Source organism: Enterococcus sp. MMGLQ5-1 (genome assembly GCF_013155265.1).
Classification (GTDB): Bacteria; Bacillota; Bacilli; order Lactobacillales; family Streptococcaceae; genus MMGLQ5-1.
The window spans coordinates 122243-142254 of the sequence record NZ_JABJXU010000007.1; the positions used below are offsets into that span (position 1 = coordinate 122243).

A 20012-nucleotide genomic window follows, 5' to 3' on the forward strand; every position below is an offset into this window, starting at 1 on the left:
ATTAATAAGCGAATCGCTAAACAATAAAGGAAAATAAATGAATTCAAAATTATATGATGTCATTGTAATTGGCGGTGGTACAAGCGGAATGCTTGCTGCCTATAGTGCCGCTCAAAATGGGGCTTCCGTTTTATTATTAGAAAAAAATAAACGTCTCGGTAAAAAATTACGCTTAACTGGTGGCGGACGCTGTAATGTGACGAATGCCAAATCACCGGAGGAAGTCTTACAGCATATTCCTGGAAATGGCAAATTCCTATATAGTGCTTTTTCGCAATTCAATAATTACGATATTATTCAGCTATTCACCGAAAATGGTGTTGAGCTAAAAGAGGAAGATCACGGTAGACTCTTTCCAACTACCAATCGTTCAAAAACAATTGTTGAAACACTGGAAAGGCTTTTAACACAAGCCAAGGTCAATATCTTCTATGAAGCGAGCGTCAGTAAAATTTTAGTCAACCAAGCAAATCAAGTAGGCGGAGTTAAACTAACTGACCAGCAAGAAATTTATGGACGTGCTGTTGTGATTGCAACGGGTGGGAAAACTTATCGTTACACTGGTAGTACGGGAGATGGCTATGAGCTTGCAAAACGACTTGGCCATACGATTACAAAATTATATCCAACTGAGGTCCCTTTATTATCTGAGGATGGCTTTATCAAAAAAAATGCCTTGCAAGGCTTAAGTTTGCAGGATGTGGCGCTTTCAGTTTTAAATAATAAACAAAAAAAATTGACAACTCAACGCTTAGATTTATTATTTACCCACTTTGGCCTTTCAGGACCAGCTACTCTGCGCTGCAGTAGTACCGTTGTAAAATTACTTGAAAAACAAGACTTAGTAACCGTTTCACTAGATATTTTTCCAGACCAAGCGCCAAGTGAAATCGAAGCATTTTTAGTCCAAAATGCACTAGATCAAGCACCAAAGTCAATTAAAAATGGCTTACGCCTCTGGCTACCGGAGCGCTTATTAGCCTATCTCTTAAATCAAAGCTCACTCTCAATTGAGCAGCCTATTCAACAGGTTACTCAAAAGCAATGGCAGCAGCTTGCCCAGCTTGTCAAGGCCTTCAAAATGTCGATTAACGGTACTTGGCCATTAGACAAAGCGTTTGTGACAGGAGGCGGAATTTCTCTCAAAGAAATCAATCCGAAAACGATGGAGAGTAAGCTGATTGATGGACTTTATTTCTGTGGTGAAATTCTAGATATAAACGGCTATACTGGTGGCTATAATATCACTGCTGCCTTTAGCACAGGCTTTGTAGCAGGTAAAAATGCCGCCACAATCTAAAAAAAAGCGAACCTCTGTTCAAGGTTCGCTTTTTCGGCTCTAAATTGGCCGGATTGATATTTCTATCCAATTTTTATTTGTCTTAAAATGTTAAAAAGGACAGAGCATCCTACAGTGAAATCACACTAATATTGGCGCATAAGCCAATATTTCCGATAACGCGTGAAAATGGTATTGTTTCAGAGAAACAATACCATTTTCACAATAAGCACCAGCTATTAAGCTCAAAGCTGGTGCTCTAGTGTATCATGCTGGACGGGCTAATATTTAACAATATTATTAGTAGCCCTATGAGAAGGTTCGCAGCTTTGTACGAACAAAGTTGCATACGTTCACGATGGCCCTTGTTAAATCAGATCAAGTCCTACGAATTCAAAGATTTAGAGGGCACATGAAAAGTGCTGCCTCATGACAATTAATCTTTTTTGTCAAAGCAGTTCGATTATTCATCGAACCACTTTTTTAATTAAGCTTGCAATAAATTATATTGTGATTGATAGAGCTGATAATACTTACCTTTTTTATTAAGCAATGTTTGATGATTACCTGCTTCAATAATTTGACCATTATCAATATAGAAAATTTTATCGCTATTCACAATGGTTGACAGGCGGTGCGCAATAATAAATGATGTTCGTCCCTTTAGCAATTCTTGTAAGCCTTTTTGAAGATATGCTTCCGTTTTAGTATCAATACTTGAAGTTGCTTCATCTAAAATTAGAATCTTAGGATCAGCAAGCAATGCACGTGCAAATGAAATAAGCTGGCGTTGACCAGAAGATAGCGTACTCCCTCGCTCTTCAACCTGTGTGTGATAGCCGTCCTTTAAATTTATGATAAAATCGTGTGCATGGACAACCTTTGCTGCTGCAATTACTTCTGCTTCCGTCGCATCCAATTTACCATATAAAATATTATCGATAATCGTACCTGAAAAAATAAAGGTATCCTGCAGCATCACACCCATCTGAGAGCGAAGCGAATTTAAGGTCACATCTCGAACATCATAATCATCGATTAAGACAGCACCTTCATTAACATCATAAAAACGGCTTAACAGATTAATAATTGTTGTTTTCCCAGCACCTGTTGGGCCAACTAAGGCGACACTTTCCCCTGCTTCAATATGAAAGCTAACATCATTTAAAATATTCTTTCCAGCTTCATAGCGAAATGAAACAGATTTAAAGTCAACTTTTCCTTGAATAAGCGGTAATTCAATAGCTTCTGGCGCATCGACAATATCCGGCTTTTCATCAATTGTTTCAAATATCCGTTCTAAATATGCCGTTGCTGTGATTAAAGAATTGTAAAAATTTCCAATATTAATCACTGGATCCCAAAAATTATTTATATAACTGAGAAAGGCGATTAAGGTTCCTGTCGAAACCTCAACACCAACTTGACGAATTGCCACAAAATAAATTAAAGCAGTTGTAATGACCGAAATATTTTGGACACCCGGCCAGAGTAAAAATTGAATTTTAGCCGCACTCATCCATGAGCGACGATATTCATCACTCACATCATTAAAAATGGTTAAATTTTCTTGCTCTCTTGCAAATGACTGGGTAACTTTAATACCTGAGATGCTCTCGTGAATATATGCATTCAAATTGGATTGCTTATTACTTAAACGCTGGAATGCCTTCCGTTGCTCCTTCTTAATTATCATTACGATTAAAAATAAAATGGGTAGCAAGGCCAAGCTGTATAGCGTTAGTTTTGGATTAATCCAAATCATAAATGCAAAAGTAATTACAACATTAAATAAATCAGAAATTAAGTTAATTAAGCCATTACTTAATAAATCACTAAGCGTATTAATGTAGTTTACAACTCGAATCAATATTTTTCCATGTGGTCGATTATCAAAATAAGAAAATGGTAGATGCTGCAGATGGACAAAAATAGATGCCCTCATATCCTTTAAAACATCTTGTCCTAGCTCTGTAATAGCGATAATCCGATATCGCATACACCAACCAATAACAAATAATGATACTAAAAAAATCAAGCTAATTTTTATTAATAATGAAAAATCTTGATTCGGAATCACATTATCAATTGCAATTTTTGAAAAATATGGTCCAAGCATGCCAGCGGTATTTGCAAGCAAAATAATCGTTAAAACCTTAAAAAGTCTGGCTCGATACGGTTTGATATATTCAGCTAGCCTTTTATAGTAAGACCAATTAAATTCCTGTTCTAGCGTTTCATCAACATCAAATTTATTTCGTGCCATTATTACTCCTTTTCGCTGCTTAAGCCAAGCTGTTTTTGATATACTTCGTAATACAGGCCTTTCTTGGCCAAAAGCGCTGTATGAGTACCGCGCTCCACAACCTGACCTTTAGACATCATTAATATCATATCTGCATTGCGGACAGAGGAAATTCGATGAGCAATAATAAAGGTCGTCATACTTTCAGTCAATTTGGCGATATCTCTTTGAATCTTAGACTCCGTTGCCATATCAACTGCCGAGGTCGTATCGTCTAAAATTAAAATAGCAGGATTTTTTGCTAATGCTCTTGCTAACGAAATTCTTTGCTTTTGCCCGCCCGATAAACCTACCCCACGTTCACCAATAATCGTTTCATAGCCGTCTGGCATATTTGAAATAAAGTGGTGGGCATCGGCAATTTCTGCAACTTGTCGAATCACATGCTCATCGGCATAAGGATTACCAAAGGCAATGTTTTCTTCGATGGTATTAGAGAATAAAAATATATCCTGCATCACAATTGCAATATGCTCACGCAATTGTCGGACTGGATAATCTTGAATATTTCGACCATCAATTAATATTTCACCTGCTGTTGCATCATAAAAACGGCTAATCAAATTAATTAGGGTTGTTTTTCCTGAACCCGTTTCACCTAGCACACCGATTGTTTCACCTGAATGGATTTCAAATGAAATATTCTCCAAGACATTTGTCTCTGGATCGTCTGCAAATTGAAAGCTGACATTTTTAAAAACAATATCGCCTTTTAATTCAAGTAAATTAGTAGACTCAATGACTGGAATTGTCGATTCAGCATTTAGCATTTCACGTATTTTAATACAGGCCGCTGAAAAGCGCTGAAAATCATTAATTAACCAACCACTCATGCGCATTGGCTGATTGAGCATCCAAAGATAGCCATTAAAGGCGACTAAGTCACCTAAGGTCATTTGACGGTTGATTACCAAGAGCCCACCAAAAAAGAGAGTCAATAGGTTTAAGCTACCTGCTAAGCCGTCCAACAAAGGTAAATAAGTACCCGAAACCTTAGCTGCCGCCATATTACGTTGCTTATAATCTTCATTATGCTGATTAAACTTATTAATTTCAAAGCCTTCTCGTGCAAATGCTTTAACAACACGATTGCCGCCGATATTTTCTTCAACCATTGAATTTAAGCGGGCAAAGCTTTCACGTATTTCAAAGAAAAGAGGATGCGCGCGCTTTGACATCCGTTGTGTCAAAAGAAAAATAAAGGGTGTCACAATTAAAAGACCTATCGTTAATGGCAGATTAATCCTACTCATCACGATGACGGCTGATATAAACCAAAGAATACACTCTAAAGAATTATAAGTAACCCATGCGATAAAATGACGAATCGCATCTGTATCACCAGTCATCCTTGCCATAATGTCTCCAACTCGTGTGTGATTAAAAAAATTAAAATCTAATCCTTGCAATTTCTGGTACAGATCATTACGCAATTCAAAAAGTGAATTTTGGCTAATACGTTCAAATAAAATCTGGTAGCTATAACGAATGATTGTTCTAGCTAAAGTAACAGCAATCATTATTAATAATAGTGGAATTAATATATTCATTTGATGATTATCAATAACCTCATCAATGATTTTTCCTGAAATTAATGGATTGATGATAATTAAAAGTGCATTTAATAATACAAAAATAAGTGCAAGAATGATCTTAAAGCGGTATTTTTTTGAATACTGCCAAATCCATTGATAATTATTCATAATGCTTAAACCTCCTAAACGATATATTCTAGAGTATCTCTATTTAGATATTAAGCAAATGGTTTTTCTTATTCAAAATGATGGATATTGTGATGCAAAAGCTAATTATGATAACAAAAAGAGTGGATTACTCCACTCAATATAATCAAATAATTGCTAAAGACTCATTTGATATAAATCTCAAGCCGCCTTAACATTTTAAAATACTTTTACAATACATAAATAAATTAATTAATTGATAAATCAACTAAAATTTTTGCCTGTGTTTTATCAATTGTTAAGCTTTCAAAGCCAGCCTCAACGATCTCGTCAAGTGTTATTTTTTTGGTAATTACTGGGCTCACTTTTAGCTGACCAGTGCCGATTGCTTCAATTGTTTGTTCAAAAGTTGTCCGACTATAAGCAATTGTAGAGGTAAGCTTCACACCAGAATTAACCAGCTGCATTGGATCCCAGGAAATTTCATGAGCAAAAATTGAAACAATTACCATCGTACCACGTGATTTAGTCACTGCAATCGATTGTTGAACGGTAATTGCCACACCAGCTACTTCAAAAGCAACATCGACACCACCATGCGTAAGGTCACGAATCATTTCAACAACGTTAACTTTAGCCGAGTTTAAAACAGTCGTTGCACCTAATTCTTTCGCCTTTGCAAGTCGTTCCTCTGATAAATCACAGACGATAATCTCAACAGCACCCGCCGCCTTCGCCGCTGCTGTAATTAAACAGCCAATCGGACCCGCACCAAAAATGGCCACCTTATCACCAAACTTTACAGAGCCTTCCTTGCAGGCTTGAACAGCAACCGCAGTTGGCTCAACAAGTGCCCCTTGTTCAAAGCTCATATTATCTGGAATTTGATAAACTGATGTCGCTGGTAGAGTACAATACTCAGCAAAGCCGCCATCTCGAGCGAAGCCAATAAAATTATAGCCATCGTATATATCAACATCTTCTGATTTTTTTTCATGGGATAAGGTTGGATAAATAGCTACTCGATCACCAAGCTTCACATTTTCGACCTCTGCACCAATTTGGTCTACGACACCAGAAAACTCATGTCCCATCACAATTGGAGCAGTCTTCCCAGTAAATTGATTAGGCGCATCGGTCGGAATAAAAATTGGACCTTCTAAGTATTCGTGCAAATCAGAACCACACATACCAGTGAATGCAACCTTTACACGTACCTCATCTGCGCCACATGGCTTTATATCAACCGCTTCAACTCTTACATCCTTTTTTGCATGCCAAACTGCTGCCTTCATCTTAAATTCCTCCACAAAATTAAATTAATTTCAGTATTTCACTAAAACAAGAAAGAATAAGCAATTAGCATGCCATGCCTAAAAGTTAATATTAGCATCAATATTAATAATATTTTACACTAATTAATGATACATTTTGCAACAAAATGGATCCATTTGAGACAATATTGATGCTAAAAAAGGGGTTGGGACAAAAGTCCTAACTCCTTTCATATTGTTCGTAATTTACGGGGGACAATGCGACAAAGACTAGGAAAATAGACAAATTCCCGAACATTTGCAAGCAAATGCCATCAATTTCCTAATTTTCTACGTCGTTAAACGTCTTTTGTCCCACCTCCTTTGCCATTTTAATATTAACTCAATCATAGAATTAAGCTATATGGATGCTCCAAATAGAAGATAACTTTTCCTAGGAATTCTGCTGCTGGTGAGCCATCAATAATTTGATGATCAAAGGTCAAGCTTAAAGGTAATTTTGAAATTTCAATGATTTCACGATTTTCATCAAAGGCCAGCTCTTTTTGTAAGGAGCCAACACCTAAAATGCCAATCTCAGGTGAGTTGATAATCGGTGTAAAATACTCTACCCCGCTTTTACCGAGATTACTAATCGTAAAGGTCGAACCCGTATAATGCTTGCCAGCCAAAGTGCCTGCTCTCGCTTGTGAAATACGCTGATTTAATGATTTTGCTAAATTCGTTAATGTCTTACGGTCGGCATCTTCAACAACTGGTACAACGAGACCATCTGCAACTGCAACTGCCATTCCTAAATGAACAGCCTCTTTTTTTTCATAGCTACCATCTTTGTACCATGCATTCATTGCTGGCGTTTCCTTAAGTGCTAAAATAACTGCTCGCGATAGTAAAGTTGTAATACTTGTTTGACCATCAGCTAATGGTAAATCTGCTTTGGCTTTGAGCTCTTTTTTGAAAATCAAAAGCTTAGTTAAGTCGGCTTTTTGATGAATCGTCACTTGTGCAGTCGTTTGAATACTTGTCATCATCCGTTCTGCAATGGTTTTGCGCATGCCACTTAAACCAGCACCGAATGATGCTGCTGCTTGAACAGATGACACTTCACTGGTCTGAGTTGCATTTGCAACTGGTTGATACCTTTCCACATCACGTCTAGTAATCCGACCATTGCCACCTGTACCTGAAATAGCCGAAATATCATAGCCATTTTCTTTTGCCATTTTACGCGCCAAAGGTGTAATGAAAATTCGTGTCCCCTCTGAATGATTAGTAACAGGCGCAGTAACTGCTGATGCTAGCGATTCAGCAGTCGCTGCTTCAGCTATAGCTACTGTTTCAGGTAATGGTTCAGCAGCTTCATTGACTACTGACGAATTTGTATCCTGACCATCAATCGCTTCACCTGCTTCACCAATATAACCAATTGGCGCTTGACATTCTACCTCATCCCCTGCTGGAACAACAATTTTTATCAAAACACCATCCACTGGTGCCTCAACATCATGTGTTAGCTTTTCTGAACTAATACTACAAACAATATCGCCTTTTGAGATGCTATCGCCTTCATTTTTTAACCATTCATCGACAGTACCTTCTGTCATGGTGAGCCCAAGTTTAGGCATAATAATTTCCGTTGCCATTTATTTTACACCTCCTTATTTCTTTAAGTCATCTATTAATTCACTTGCTGTTTCTAAAACACGATCAGCATTTGGTAAATACAATTGTTCTAAATTAGTCGCAAAGGGTACCGGTGTATTTGGAGCACAAACACATTTCACCGGTCCATCTAAATAATCAAATGCTTTATCACTAACAACTGATGCAATATCAGTTGCGACATTATTATGAGGATTAGCTTCATCAATAACAATGAGACGACCAGTCTTTTTAACCGATTCAAGAACTGTTGCTTCATCCCAAGGTGCAACTGTCACTAAATCAATGACTTCAACTGACACACCGTCTTTTGCCAGCTTATCTGCAACTTCTAAGGCAACATATAGCATTTTACCAATTGTAACAATTGTTAAATCACTACCTTCTTGCTTAACCTTTGCCTTACCAATTTCTACTTTGTAATATTCTTCTGGTACTTCACCTTTTAGACCATAAAGTGTTTTATCCTCTGAGAAAACAACAATATTATCATCCTCAATCGCTGCCAATAATAGACCTTTGGCATCATAAGGATTTGATGGTACAACAACCTTAACACCCGGAATTGAGCCAAGCATGCCATAGTATGAGCCTGAGTGTTGTGCAGCAGCACTCGCACCTGCACCATGACAAGTCCGAATCGTCATTGGAATTTTCGCTTTGCCACCAAACATATAGCGCATTTTTGAACCCTGCGCCAAAATTGTATCCAAACAAAAACCAATGAAATCATTAAACATTAACTCAGGTACAGGCCTGAGACCAGTTGCGGCAGCACCGACTGCAGCACCCATATAGCCCATTTCAGAAATTGGTGTATCGATAACTCTTTCACGGCCAAATTTTGGGGCAAGCCCCTTAGTGACACCGAAGACACCACCCCAAGCATCTGTATCACCTAAATGAGGCACGTCAGCACCACCTGCTATATCTTCACCAAGTAAAATCACACGATCATCTTTTTCCATCGCTTGTTCTAAACCTTCATTGATTGCTTTCATAAATGTAGCTTTTCTTGTCATTTTAGATTCACTCCTTCTCGATTAGTTCGCAAAAACATCTTCATATAAGGCTTCTGGACGTGGTACAGAGCTTTCATGAGCAAACTGAATGGCATGTTCAGTATCGGCTGTAGACTGTGCTGAAATTTCATCTACTTCTTTTCTCGTTAATAGTTTCTTTTCAATTGCTTTATCAATAAATTCTGTAATACAATCACGTTCAGCACGCTTTAACTCATCACCCTCTGTTGCTTTATATTTTTGCTCATCACCTTCAAAGTGACCATAATTTCGATAAGTTACACATTCAACAATGGTAGGGCCTTCGCCATTACGGGCACGATCAATTGCTTCGCCTGCAGCTTCATAGACGGCAAAAATATCATCACCATCCACTGTTACACCTGGAATGCCATAGGCAGCAGCTCTTTCAGCAATCGTTTTAGAGCCTGAAGAATACCATTGAGGTGTTGCTTCTGCGAAAGAATTATTTTCATTGACAAAGACAACTGGTAAATCCCAAATCGATGCCATATTAATGCCTTCGTGGAAAGTACCTTCATTAGCAGCACCATCACCAAAGAAGCAAACCGCAACATCCTTTGTCTTTAAATATTTATTTCTTAAGCCAGCACCAACAGCGATTGGGAAGCCACCACCAACCATACCATTCGCACCAAGCATTCCCTTATCAATATCGGCAATATGCATTGAACCGCCTTTACCTTTACAAAGACCTGTTTCCTTACCATAAATTTCTGCCATCATGCCATCTAAATCACAGCCCTTGGCAATACAGTGACCATGACCTCTGTGGGTACTCGTGATATAATCATCACTTGTTAAATGGGCACAAACACCTGTTGCGACAGCTTCTTCACCTGCATATAGATGGACAAAACCTGGAATTTCACCACTTGTAAAAATCCGATGTACTTCATTTTCAAAATTTCGAATATCGTACATTGTTTTTAAAATCCATTTTGCTTGATCTTTTGTCAATTTCTTCATTATTCATTTCCTCCTTATAAATTAACCATGAATCGCTTTGCCAAATATACCATTTGCTGTTTCACCAATCACTTCTGACATCGTTGGGTGAGCAAAAATAACTTTACTAATTTCGTCTACAGTACCTTCTGCTTCCTTAACCGCTAAAATTGTATGAATCATTTCTGTTGCATGACTACCAACAATCACAGCACCTAGGATTTGATGGTATTTAGTTTCACTAATAATTTTGACAAAGCCTTCTGTTTCAAGAGCTGCAATCGCCTTACCATTACTAGCAAACGGCATCGTTTTAACGACAATTTCTGGATAGGCATCACGTGCCTGTGCTTCAGATAAGCCAAAACTTGCCACTTCTGGACTCGTATACAAGCAACGTGGCACAGCTGTTAAATCTACTGGAAATTGTGGGTTGCCAAACATAACCTCAACTGCACGAATGCCTTCATGACTAGCGACATGAGCCAGCTGATAACCACCAATCAAGTCGCCAATCGCATAGACATCAGCTAAACTTGTTTGATAATTTTCATCAACCTTTACAAAACGGCTTGCTTCATCTAATTTTAGGGATAATTGACCAGCTAAGCTTAAATTGGCTTTTCTCCCTGCTGCTACCAACAATTTATCAAAATCAATCGTTTCTGTATCCAATACAATTTTTCCTGCCGCTACCTTTTGGATTTTAGCTGAAGTGATTATATGAATACCCATTTTTGTTAACTTTTTCTTAATGATTTTCCGAACGTCTTCATCTTCAGTTAATAAAATATCTGTTGCGACTTCGACCAAAGTCACCTCAACCTGCAAGGGCTGCATCGCAAATGCCAATTCAACTGCAATTATCCCACCACCAATAACAACAAGTTTCTTTGGTAATTCTGTCATTGAGAAAAATGTATCAGTTGTCTCATGTGGTGTCTCATCAATGCCATTAATTGGTGGGACAAAGGGTCTCCCTCCTGTTGCAATCAATAATTTTTTTGTTGCCAATTTTTGATTACCAACTTTAACCTGGTGATTTGATATCAATTCCGCCTCACCCTCAATATAATCAATATGGTTAGATTGAAATAGGTGATGGATTCCTGATTGTAAGGTTTGCACAACCTGATTTTTACGTTCAACTAATTTTGGAAACGCAATATCTGTAATTGTAGATTCAATCCCAAATTGATTGGCTTCCGCTATTGAAAGTAACCAATGAGCGTGTTGAATATAGCTTTTTGATGGAATACAACCGACATTTAAGCAGGTGCCACCAATTTTATTCTTTTCAATCACTGCTACTTTTTTTCCAAATTGCGCTGCCCGAATTGCGGCGACATAGCCACCAGGTCCAGCACCAATGACAATTAAGTCATAATTTGCCATTTCTATCCCTCCTTGGTCAGAATAATTGCTTTCATCATTCTCTTAGCAAAAACCAAGCCAACTTTTCAAAAATTCAAACCTAGTTAAATAAAAAATGGGAAACACTGATATAATCAGTATTTCCCAACTCAGTATAATTAAAAATATTTTTTATATAATTAATTGAAAACCATATTATTGTAAGCGCTACCAAATATTTGTAAATCACGAGACACTTAGGCTGAAACAAAGTGTCGCAGTGATACAATTTATCGCAAATTCACTAAAAAAATTGAGCAGATTATCAGTTATCTGCTCAATTTTAGGCTTAGGACTCAATCACGATTTCATATTTCTTCAGCCAACGATAAAGGGTTGCACGAGAAATCTCAAGATATTTAGCCGTTTTTGTCATATTAAAGAAATTCTTTTCAAGCGCTCGTTGAATTTTCACCTTCTGATCAACTGTTTCAGATGAGGCTGGTGCTTCTTGGTCTATGGCTTGATAGACGATGCCTGATTGAATCAATTGACTCAACTCAACAACGGAGGGCTCAGCATTCCGATAAAAGATGGAGGCGCGCGCTAGAAAATTATTAAATTCTCGAATATTACCGTACCAAGGATAAGTTTCAGCAACCTTGATTAATTTTTCTTGCCAATCAATCAACCACCCATGTTGAATTGCATATTGCTCGACGAGTGGTCGTAAATCCTCAATATGCGCTCTTAATGGTGGTATATCTAGGCTGCAGACATAGATGCGATAGAACAAATCTTCTCGAAATTTACCAGCCTTGACAAGTGCTTTCAGGTCCTTATTACTGGCCGTGACCAAGCGAAAATTAGTTACCACTGGCTTACCGCTGATTGGTGTCACTAGCTTGTCCTCAAGAACCCTTAATAAAACCTGCTGCATTTTTTCAGGCATACTATCAATTTCATCTAAAAATAATGTACCACCATTTGCCTGCTCTAGCTTACCCTTGAAGCCCTTGGCATTCGCTCCAGTAAAAGCACCCGCTGCATAACCAAATAATTCACTTTCCAGCAGGCTTTCACTGACGGCACCACAATTAATCGCAATTAATTCACCCTTACTCATCGCACTATTATAATGAATCGTTTTAGCAATAATTTCTTTACCACTACCAGATTCACCAAAAATATGGATTGGTAAGTCACTATTAGAAACCTTAAGGACATCACTAAGAAATGCTTGATATTTTTTACTTTGACTAGCTACTCCCGGATAATAGTAGCTTTTTGTCTGACGAACAGGCGGCTGAGTGCCAGAGTATATTTTATACTTATAGCCAATTAATTCTTGATTACTTAAAATTGAGGTTTGATTATAAATCGTTTTATCATCAATACTATCTCGAATATCTGTACCCAGATGAAAGTCAAGGGCGGCATTGCGTGGTAGCTTGATAAGGCGGTAATGCGAATCACAATAATAGACCTCCTCAAAATCATTCATTGCAATTTCTAATAAAGTATTTCTTTGAGCAAAATGATACTTCATCATTTGATTAGCAACCCGCTCAGTCAAAACGGTTAATAAAATCAGAGCATCCTTTGCAGATTGGTTTTGATAGGTTGAAATGTCTAATACACCTAAAATTTGATCATTCTCATCTAAAATCGGTGACGCAGCACAGCTCCAGTGCTGCGAAGCTTTCGAAAAATGTTCGTCTAGCGATAAAAATGAGGCTTCCTTAGTTCGTAATGCCATCCCGATTGCATTCGTACCTACCTGTAACTCTGACCAGTTGCTACCTTCTTGAAACGCAATTTCATTAGCATAATCTTTAGCTTGATAATTTCCAGTTCGCCACAAAATATTGCCCTCATTGTCCGTTAAGACAAAAAGTGGTCTTCGTACCTTCAGCTTCTGCTCTAAACGATCTAATTCATTTTTGACACAACGGATTAGCTCCTTATTAGCTCGCTGTTTTACCTGTAATTCTTTATAGTCTAATATTTTTTCTGGTCGAGTGGCTAATGGATTAACTTGATGCTTAAAGCAAAACTCCCAAGAGCTTGCAACCTTCGGCGAAAGCCTAAAAGGAATGCGGCTATTATGTGTGATTACTGAATTTTCTTCACTTGCCACAATTATCATCTCCTTTAATAGCATACTTAGAACAAATAGCTGATTTATCGTTTTTGAAAACACTTACATTTTTATGTAGCACACCTTTAATTTCAATTCTACGCCTAAGCCACATTATTATCAAAAAAAGGCTTTAAAATATAATTTTCAATCATCAGCAATCGCAAAACTTATTTCAGGCTCAAACTCAAGGTACAAATAAGGATAAAAAAGCTTCAAGATAGGTAATTTGAATTGGTAAAGCAGGGCCTTTATCACCATCAATTCTAACAATCACTTCAGCACCGTCCTTAGAGCTCAATTTTAATTCATTCATTGTAAGATAAGTGATTGCCTTAGAATGATTTAGTTTGCCCGTTAAGCCAAAATAGATATAAGGAATTATCTGGCTAAAGCTAATATTATTTAGCACACTCAAATGAAGCTTTGTCGGAGCAGGATCGCTATAAATATGCCCGCCAATTGATGAAGTTGTTGTTAATAAGGCAAACCAAGTTTTTAACTCTTTTCTCACCTGACCATCAATTTGATATTCAATTCGATAGGACTTATTTTTGCCAATTCGACGAAGCGCCTCAATAAAATAGACAATCTTGCCAAATCTTTGCTTATCCTTCTGCCTGACCTCATTGGATAAATCAGCTAGATTACCTAATGCAAGTGAGCTGACTATGGCTTGCCCATTATCACATTTGCCAATTCCTACGGATTGTTGACACCCAGCCACAATCACTGCAATGGCAGCCTCAACCTCCAAAGGAATTTGAAAGCGTTTAGCAAAATTATTGACTGTTCCTGCAGGAATAATGCCAAAGGGAATTGATTTATTAGCCTTTAATAAAGCTGTAATCGCCAAGCTAAGCGTGCCGTCACCACCAATTGCAATCAATGCGTCCAAAGTATCTAAAATTTCAGCTAACCTAGCAATTGATTCTGTCTCACTCTTTCCTGTGATAAAACAGCCAGTGATTCCAGCTTCACTTAACTTTTCCTTCAGCTGATTTGCAGCCTGTTCAGCCTTGCCATCTCCTGCATTAATATTAAAAAAAATACCGTATTTTTGCTGATTCATGGCAGCTCACCTCACAATCAATAGTATTCAAAAAATTTATCATCAAGAGCTACTCTTTTCCATATCATATCACATATCAGAAATAAAAAATAATATCATTAAAAACTATTATAATTTCGATTTAAAATATTGTAAGCAAGCATTCAGCCATTAAAAAAACATTAGCATTATGCCGCCTAAAAGGATTAATAATAAAAAATTAATTTTGGAAAATGTAACTACAAACTCCTTCATATCAGCATTCTCATCTTTATTATATTGCTTAAGGGCTAATAAATTAGCTAATGAAGCAATCATAGTCCCTAAACCACCAACGTTAGCACCCAAAAAAACCGGCAAAAATGCAGAGGAATAGCTTGACATCAAAACCGCAGCTGGAACATTACTAATTAGCTGACTCACTAAAATAGTAGTAAAATAGGTTGAATAGTTACCATTACATATAGCACTAATTAATTGTGTGAAAAATGGAATTTGCTTCAATGAGCTGACGGCAAAAAAGAAGCCAATAAAAATAAAAATTAATGAATAGTCAATTTGAAATATTACTTTTTTATCATCACATAAAATAAAACAAATAGTAGCAGTCAAGCTAAGCCAAATTGGAATAATGGATAATATTCCTAAAATAGCAATTAAAAGAGTAATCAAAAATAAAACAGCATGTCGTTCATCTGCACGATACTCGTCTAAGCCTTTTGAGCCAAGCTCAAGCTTTTCAGCAAAAAGGGTAAATAGTAGCAAAAGCAATAAACTAACGCTGCCTAAAATTGCCGAGGCAGCAAAAAATTCTCGCAGGCTTACATCAAAATGATTATAAAGATAAAGATTTTGGGGATTGCCAAAGGGTGTGACTGCGCTCCCCAAGTTCGCAGCAATCGTAATCAGTGTAATTGGATAAATTTTTTTCATCTGATGCAAATTTGCTATTACTAAAAAAATCGGTATCAGAGTTAAAATTGCAATATCATTCGTTACAAGCATTGAACAAAAAAAGCTTAATATGGCAAATTTAAAGGTTAATTGCCTTGAGCTGTGAATTCCTTTAGAAATCTTATAAGCTAAAAAATTTAGGTAACCTTTATTTTCCATTATTTTGACACAAAAAAGTAGATTTAATAAAGAAATAATCGTTTTTAAATCAATATCAGCCATTTTTGGCAATTTAAAAAAGCCTAAAAATAAAACAATAATAAATGTAATAATCAGTATTCTGTCGTGAAATATTCTTTTTAATAGCATTTCAAATTATCTCCATTTCATATTATTTCATTATAAATCATCCAAAATAATAATGACTATAAAAAATAACTAATACTGATATTACTTACCTAATTTAAACAAGGCCATAATTATTTTTATAGTAGTAAAAGCATCATTCGCCTAATACTTTTTCATAAGCAAAGCGTTCACCATTTTTTATTGGTAAATTAATAATACCTTTAAAACAATAGCCATTATTTAATATTACTTTTTGCATAGCCTTATTGATTGGATGAGTATCTACTCTAATATCAATAGCACCTTTTTCTTTAGCGATAACGGTTAATAAGCTGAAAAAAAGCTTTGCATAGCCCTTACCGCTCTCTAAAGGATCAATCGCAAATCGATGAATAGAATAATAATTACGCTCAAGCTTATCCCACGAACCATATTTTATTAATTCATAGGCTGGCTCTGGTTCATTAGTTAATATAGCTGTTCCAACTATTTTTTCATTTATCTTTAATATATATATATTATTTTTATCCAAGGCTTTAGAAATTGATTCCTTAGTTGGAGAATCATCCTCAGACCATTGTGGCGAACCCGACGCCTCTAAGAGTCTTTTGGCTCTGTTTAGAATTAATAATATCTCGCTCAAATCTTTCCTACCAGCACTCTCAACAATTATAGACATAATTGTAGACCTCCTTATAATTTTTAAAATTAAATAAACGTTTAAACCATATTCCTAATTTGTCTAATTATATTCTTAGTGACCTTTAAAACTAATTATTTAATCAAAATCTACTGTTTAGTAATTTAATTTATCAATAAAGCAGAAAGGTTAAATAATTATTTTTTAGCTAAGCTAGTATCGCTAGCTAACCAATAGTTTTCAACACTGTCACTCATTTTTTCTATCAAATTGGTTACCATTTCTATTTCATTTTCACTCAAAGATGCCACAATAATTTTCTGCTGTAGCCTTTCTTCTGCAAGAATAATATCGTAAACTAATAACCCTTCATTTGTTGGAAATAATTGAAATTTCCTCTGATCATGACTATTTTTTCTTTTCCAAATATAGCCAATTTCTTCTAGCTTATTAACAGCCTTCGTCGTAGTTGTCTTATCCACCTTTAACAAATTGGATAATTCCGATAAATTAATCTCTGGGTTTTCACAAATTCTCGTCAAAAATAGATACTGACCCTTTTGTAAATTTAACTGTCTGTATTTTTTGTCCGCTTGAGAATTTATTGCCCTAGATATTGTACCGATAAATCTTAATAAATTTGAAGCCGATTGTTCCAATTAATTGCTCCTTTGCCTCGAAATTAGTTGAAATGTCAACTAATTTAAAAATAGCACAGCAGCACTTGAAAATCAAGCAGGTGTTTTCGGATTGAAATGGCATTTTATCTAAATATTTTTCTCAAATAAATTAAGTTTAACTTTCTAAGATTGGTTAATTTAAAAAGCTTCACGCAAAAAAAGGAGGTGGGACAAAAGTCCCACCCCCGTTTATATTTATATAGAAAGCAATGCCTAACTATATATCAAGCTAAGGATACTCGGATAAATTTCTCGTTTAAAATTATTGTTTATTCTTTCTTCTAAATAAAACAAATGAAGCAAGCACTGTTAAGATCCCCGCAATAACGCTAACACTCGTTTTAACTTCACTGGTTTGTGGTAAACTTTCTGAATCCTTTTTACTAGTTGAAGCTGAAGTACTATCCTTTGACTTAGGATCAAGTGGTTTTTCCTTAACCGTTAGCTTAACAGTCTTCGTTTGACCATCGGCACTCGTAATGACAACCTCATATTCACCAGCCGTGCTCAAATCTGCCTTGGATAAATCAATACTTACCGCTGATACAGCACCTGTCTTATCTGTCGCACTCGCTTTAAAGCTGTCAGCAGTCGGCTCTAAATCACCAACATACATTGAGAAATCCTCACCATTGATGCTTTGTTCGTTCGCCTTAACCGTTAGCTTAACAGTCTTCGTTTGACCATCGGCACTCGTAATGACAACCTCATATTCACCAGCCGTGCTCAAATCTGCCTTGGATAAATCAATACTTACCACTGATACAGCACCTGTCTTATCTGTCGCACTCGCTTTAAAGCTGTCAGCAGTCGGCTCTGAATCACCAACATACATTGAGAAGTCCTCACCATTGATGCTTTGTTCGTTCGCCTTAACCGTTAGCTTAACAGTCTTCGTTTGACCATCAGCACTCGTAATGACAACCTCATATTCACCAGCCGTGCTCAAATCTGCCTTGGATAAATCAATACTTACCACTGATACAGCACCTGTCTTATCTGTCGCACTCGCTTTAAAGCTGTCAGCAGTCGGCTCTGAATCACCAACATACATTGAGAAGTCCTCACCATTGATGGCTTGTTGATCCTGCAGTACTGTCACTGTAGCTGTTTCTATAGCTGTATTGCCCGCCTTATTTTCCACATAGTAAGTAATGGTATATTCCCCTGCAACTGCTTGATTAAAACCACCATCATCTTGAATTTCAATAAATTTTGTAATGTCTCCGTCAGTTTGATCTGAGGCAGTCGCTAACGATTTAAGATCTAAAGCTGGATCAGTCGTATAAACCTTTGCATCGCTTGTATTAATTACTGGAATAAATGCACCGTTAGGAACGTATTTATATACACCAGTCCCCTTCTGTCCATCCATAATGACTGTACCCTCACCATTTGTTAAAGTGGTACTAATTTCAACCTTTGCACCATTCGAATCATCACCGGTAATCACATAATAATTTGTAGCAAAGGCTGCACCATTAATTAATTTTGGAAATGTAACCGTAAAGCCATAATTCCCTGGCAACCAATTTACTGAATACCGATCACTCCCATCAATAAAACCAGAAATCTTACCTCTTGAAAGCTTGATTGAGCTTGTTTCTATCGGATAATTCGTTGTAACAGTAAAGGTATACGGTCCATCACTTTCCTCATAATCATGGCCTATACTATTAAAAAATCCAGAGGTCCATATCTGTGCTCCCTGTGTATAGTAGTATTCAAAAATTCCAGCTGAATTTGCTTTTGCATCATTCGCTTGATATTTATCACTAATTGCAGGCAACTCACCCCAAACGTTAGTACCAAAACTACCGCCACCTAATATATTATACCCAGTATTATTATTTAAAACAGACAAAACCATATTAGCAGCAGTATAGTCAACCGTTTGACCAGCTTGCGAAATAAACTGTGAAGTAAATGGATAAGTAACGGTTTTATCAGTATTTTCCGCCGTTTTTGTTGGACTGCCTGAAAGAGTGATCACTGTCGGTGTTGAGCTGGTAAAAGTCATACCACTACCAATATACGTTAAAATAATCTGGTTATTGTCTGAATCAGTACTCAGCTGGAAATTTTCCATAGTAGTTGAACCATTTGAAAACTTCACCGTAGTATAATCTAGACCCGCTGAGGAAATATTTAAAACAATCTTATCACCTGTGTGGACCTCTTTTTCACCTTTAACTGTCGAAATCGCCCAATTAAAGTCAATTCCTGTATTAGAATTAATTGCCTTTGTTGGAACATTGTTAGTAAAAACAATGTCAGCTGGGTCAATAGCTGTTTCCGCCAGGAGACTTGGATTATTATCTAACGATATTTTTGCTCCATCATCCCCTGCCTCATTAGTTGCTGTTGCTGCAGCTGCAGCTGCAGCCACTTCTGACTGTTTGATTTCACCATCAGAATCCTTTACTTTACTTACTTCAGGTTCAGCTAAACTCGTTTCAGCCATCACTGAAATTGAATCCAAAGTTGAAGTACAAAGTAAGAACGTAGCTGTAAATAAAGATAATAATTTTTTTTTCATGTCCATTCATTCCTGCCTTTTTAAATTTTAGTAAATCGTAACTGCGATAAAAATAACTCTTTAAGTCATTATTTATACAATATGAATATTATAATTTCTCTAGCAGCACTTTTCATTAATTTGGAAGCGCTATCAATTACTTTTAAGCTTTTTTTGTTTCTTTTTTCATTTATT

The 20012-nt window shown here is 36.6% G+C and carries 14 protein-coding genes; 1 reads left to right on the forward strand and 13 read right to left on the reverse strand.

The annotated features are described in order from the left end of the window. The first annotated feature begins 37 nt into the window (after positions 1 to 37). Positions 38 to 1300, forward strand: coding sequence for an NAD(P)/FAD-dependent oxidoreductase (locus tag HOY35_RS08675; protein ID WP_172212456.1), 1263 nt, complete (start codon positions 38 to 40; stop codon positions 1298 to 1300). 466 nt (positions 1301 to 1766) lie between these two features. Here HOY35_RS08675 and HOY35_RS08680 read toward each other — a convergent pair whose 3' ends face one another. The 13 genes from HOY35_RS08680 to HOY35_RS08740 form a co-directional block, all read right to left on the reverse strand. After that, on the reverse strand, positions 1767 to 3545 hold the full coding sequence (locus HOY35_RS08680) for an ABC transporter ATP-binding protein (RefSeq protein ID WP_172212458.1): 1779 nt from the start codon (positions 3543 to 3545) through the stop codon (positions 1767 to 1769). A 2-nt stretch (positions 3546 to 3547) separates the two neighbouring features. Then, positions 3548 to 5287 carry an ABC transporter ATP-binding protein gene (locus HOY35_RS08685; protein ID WP_172212460.1) on the reverse strand — a complete coding sequence of 580 codons (1740 nt, stop codon included), beginning with the start codon at positions 5285 to 5287 and terminating at the stop codon, positions 3548 to 3550. A gap of 227 nt (positions 5288 to 5514) precedes the next feature. After that, on the reverse strand, positions 5515 to 6561 hold the full coding sequence (locus HOY35_RS08690) for a 2,3-butanediol dehydrogenase (protein ID WP_172212462.1): 1047 nt from the start codon (positions 6559 to 6561) through the stop codon (positions 5515 to 5517). Positions 6562 to 6926: 365 nt separating this feature from the next. Further along, positions 6927 to 8183, reverse strand: coding sequence for a dihydrolipoamide acetyltransferase family protein (locus HOY35_RS08695; RefSeq protein WP_172212464.1), 1257 nt, complete (start codon positions 8181 to 8183; stop codon positions 6927 to 6929). Positions 8184 to 8198: 15 nt separating this feature from the next. Next, positions 8199 to 9224: an alpha-ketoacid dehydrogenase subunit beta gene (locus tag HOY35_RS08700; RefSeq protein ID WP_172212466.1), complete on the reverse strand. Its 1026-nt coding sequence runs from the start codon at positions 9222 to 9224 to the stop codon at positions 8199 to 8201. Positions 9225 to 9245: 21 nt separating this feature from the next. Continuing rightward, on the reverse strand, positions 9246 to 10214 hold the full coding sequence (locus tag HOY35_RS08705; RefSeq protein WP_172212468.1) for a thiamine pyrophosphate-dependent dehydrogenase E1 component subunit alpha: 969 nt from the start codon (positions 10212 to 10214) through the stop codon (positions 9246 to 9248). A gap of 21 nt (positions 10215 to 10235) precedes the next feature. Beyond that, positions 10236 to 11588, reverse strand: a complete 1353-nt coding sequence (lpdA, locus tag HOY35_RS08710; RefSeq protein WP_172212470.1) for a dihydrolipoyl dehydrogenase — start codon at positions 11586 to 11588, stop codon at positions 10236 to 10238. 307 nt (positions 11589 to 11895) lie between these two features. Next, on the reverse strand, positions 11896 to 13686 hold the full coding sequence (locus HOY35_RS08715; protein ID WP_349627498.1) for a sigma-54-dependent Fis family transcriptional regulator: 1791 nt from the start codon (positions 13684 to 13686) through the stop codon (positions 11896 to 11898). A 187-nt stretch (positions 13687 to 13873) separates the two neighbouring features. Then, on the reverse strand, positions 13874 to 14758 hold the full coding sequence (locus HOY35_RS08720; protein ID WP_172212479.1) for a diacylglycerol kinase family protein: 885 nt from the start codon (positions 14756 to 14758) through the stop codon (positions 13874 to 13876). Between the two features lie 150 nt (positions 14759 to 14908). After that, complete coding sequence (locus HOY35_RS08725) at positions 14909 to 16000, reverse strand: SLC13 family permease (protein ID WP_172212481.1); 1092 nt, start codon at positions 15998 to 16000, stop codon at positions 14909 to 14911. A 133-nt stretch (positions 16001 to 16133) separates the two neighbouring features. Then, positions 16134 to 16658 (reverse strand): GNAT family N-acetyltransferase, encoded by a 525-nt coding sequence (locus HOY35_RS08730; RefSeq protein WP_172212483.1) that lies wholly within the window; start codon positions 16656 to 16658, stop codon positions 16134 to 16136. A 158-nt stretch (positions 16659 to 16816) separates the two neighbouring features. Then, positions 16817 to 17278, reverse strand: a complete 462-nt coding sequence (locus tag HOY35_RS08735) for a MarR family winged helix-turn-helix transcriptional regulator (protein WP_172212485.1) — start codon at positions 17276 to 17278, stop codon at positions 16817 to 16819. Between the two features lie 283 nt (positions 17279 to 17561). Continuing rightward, entirely contained in the window at positions 17562 to 19838 is a 2277-nt protein-coding gene (locus tag HOY35_RS08740) for a bacterial Ig-like domain-containing protein (RefSeq protein WP_172285827.1), read from the reverse strand. Positions 19839 to 20012 lie beyond the last annotated feature (174 nt).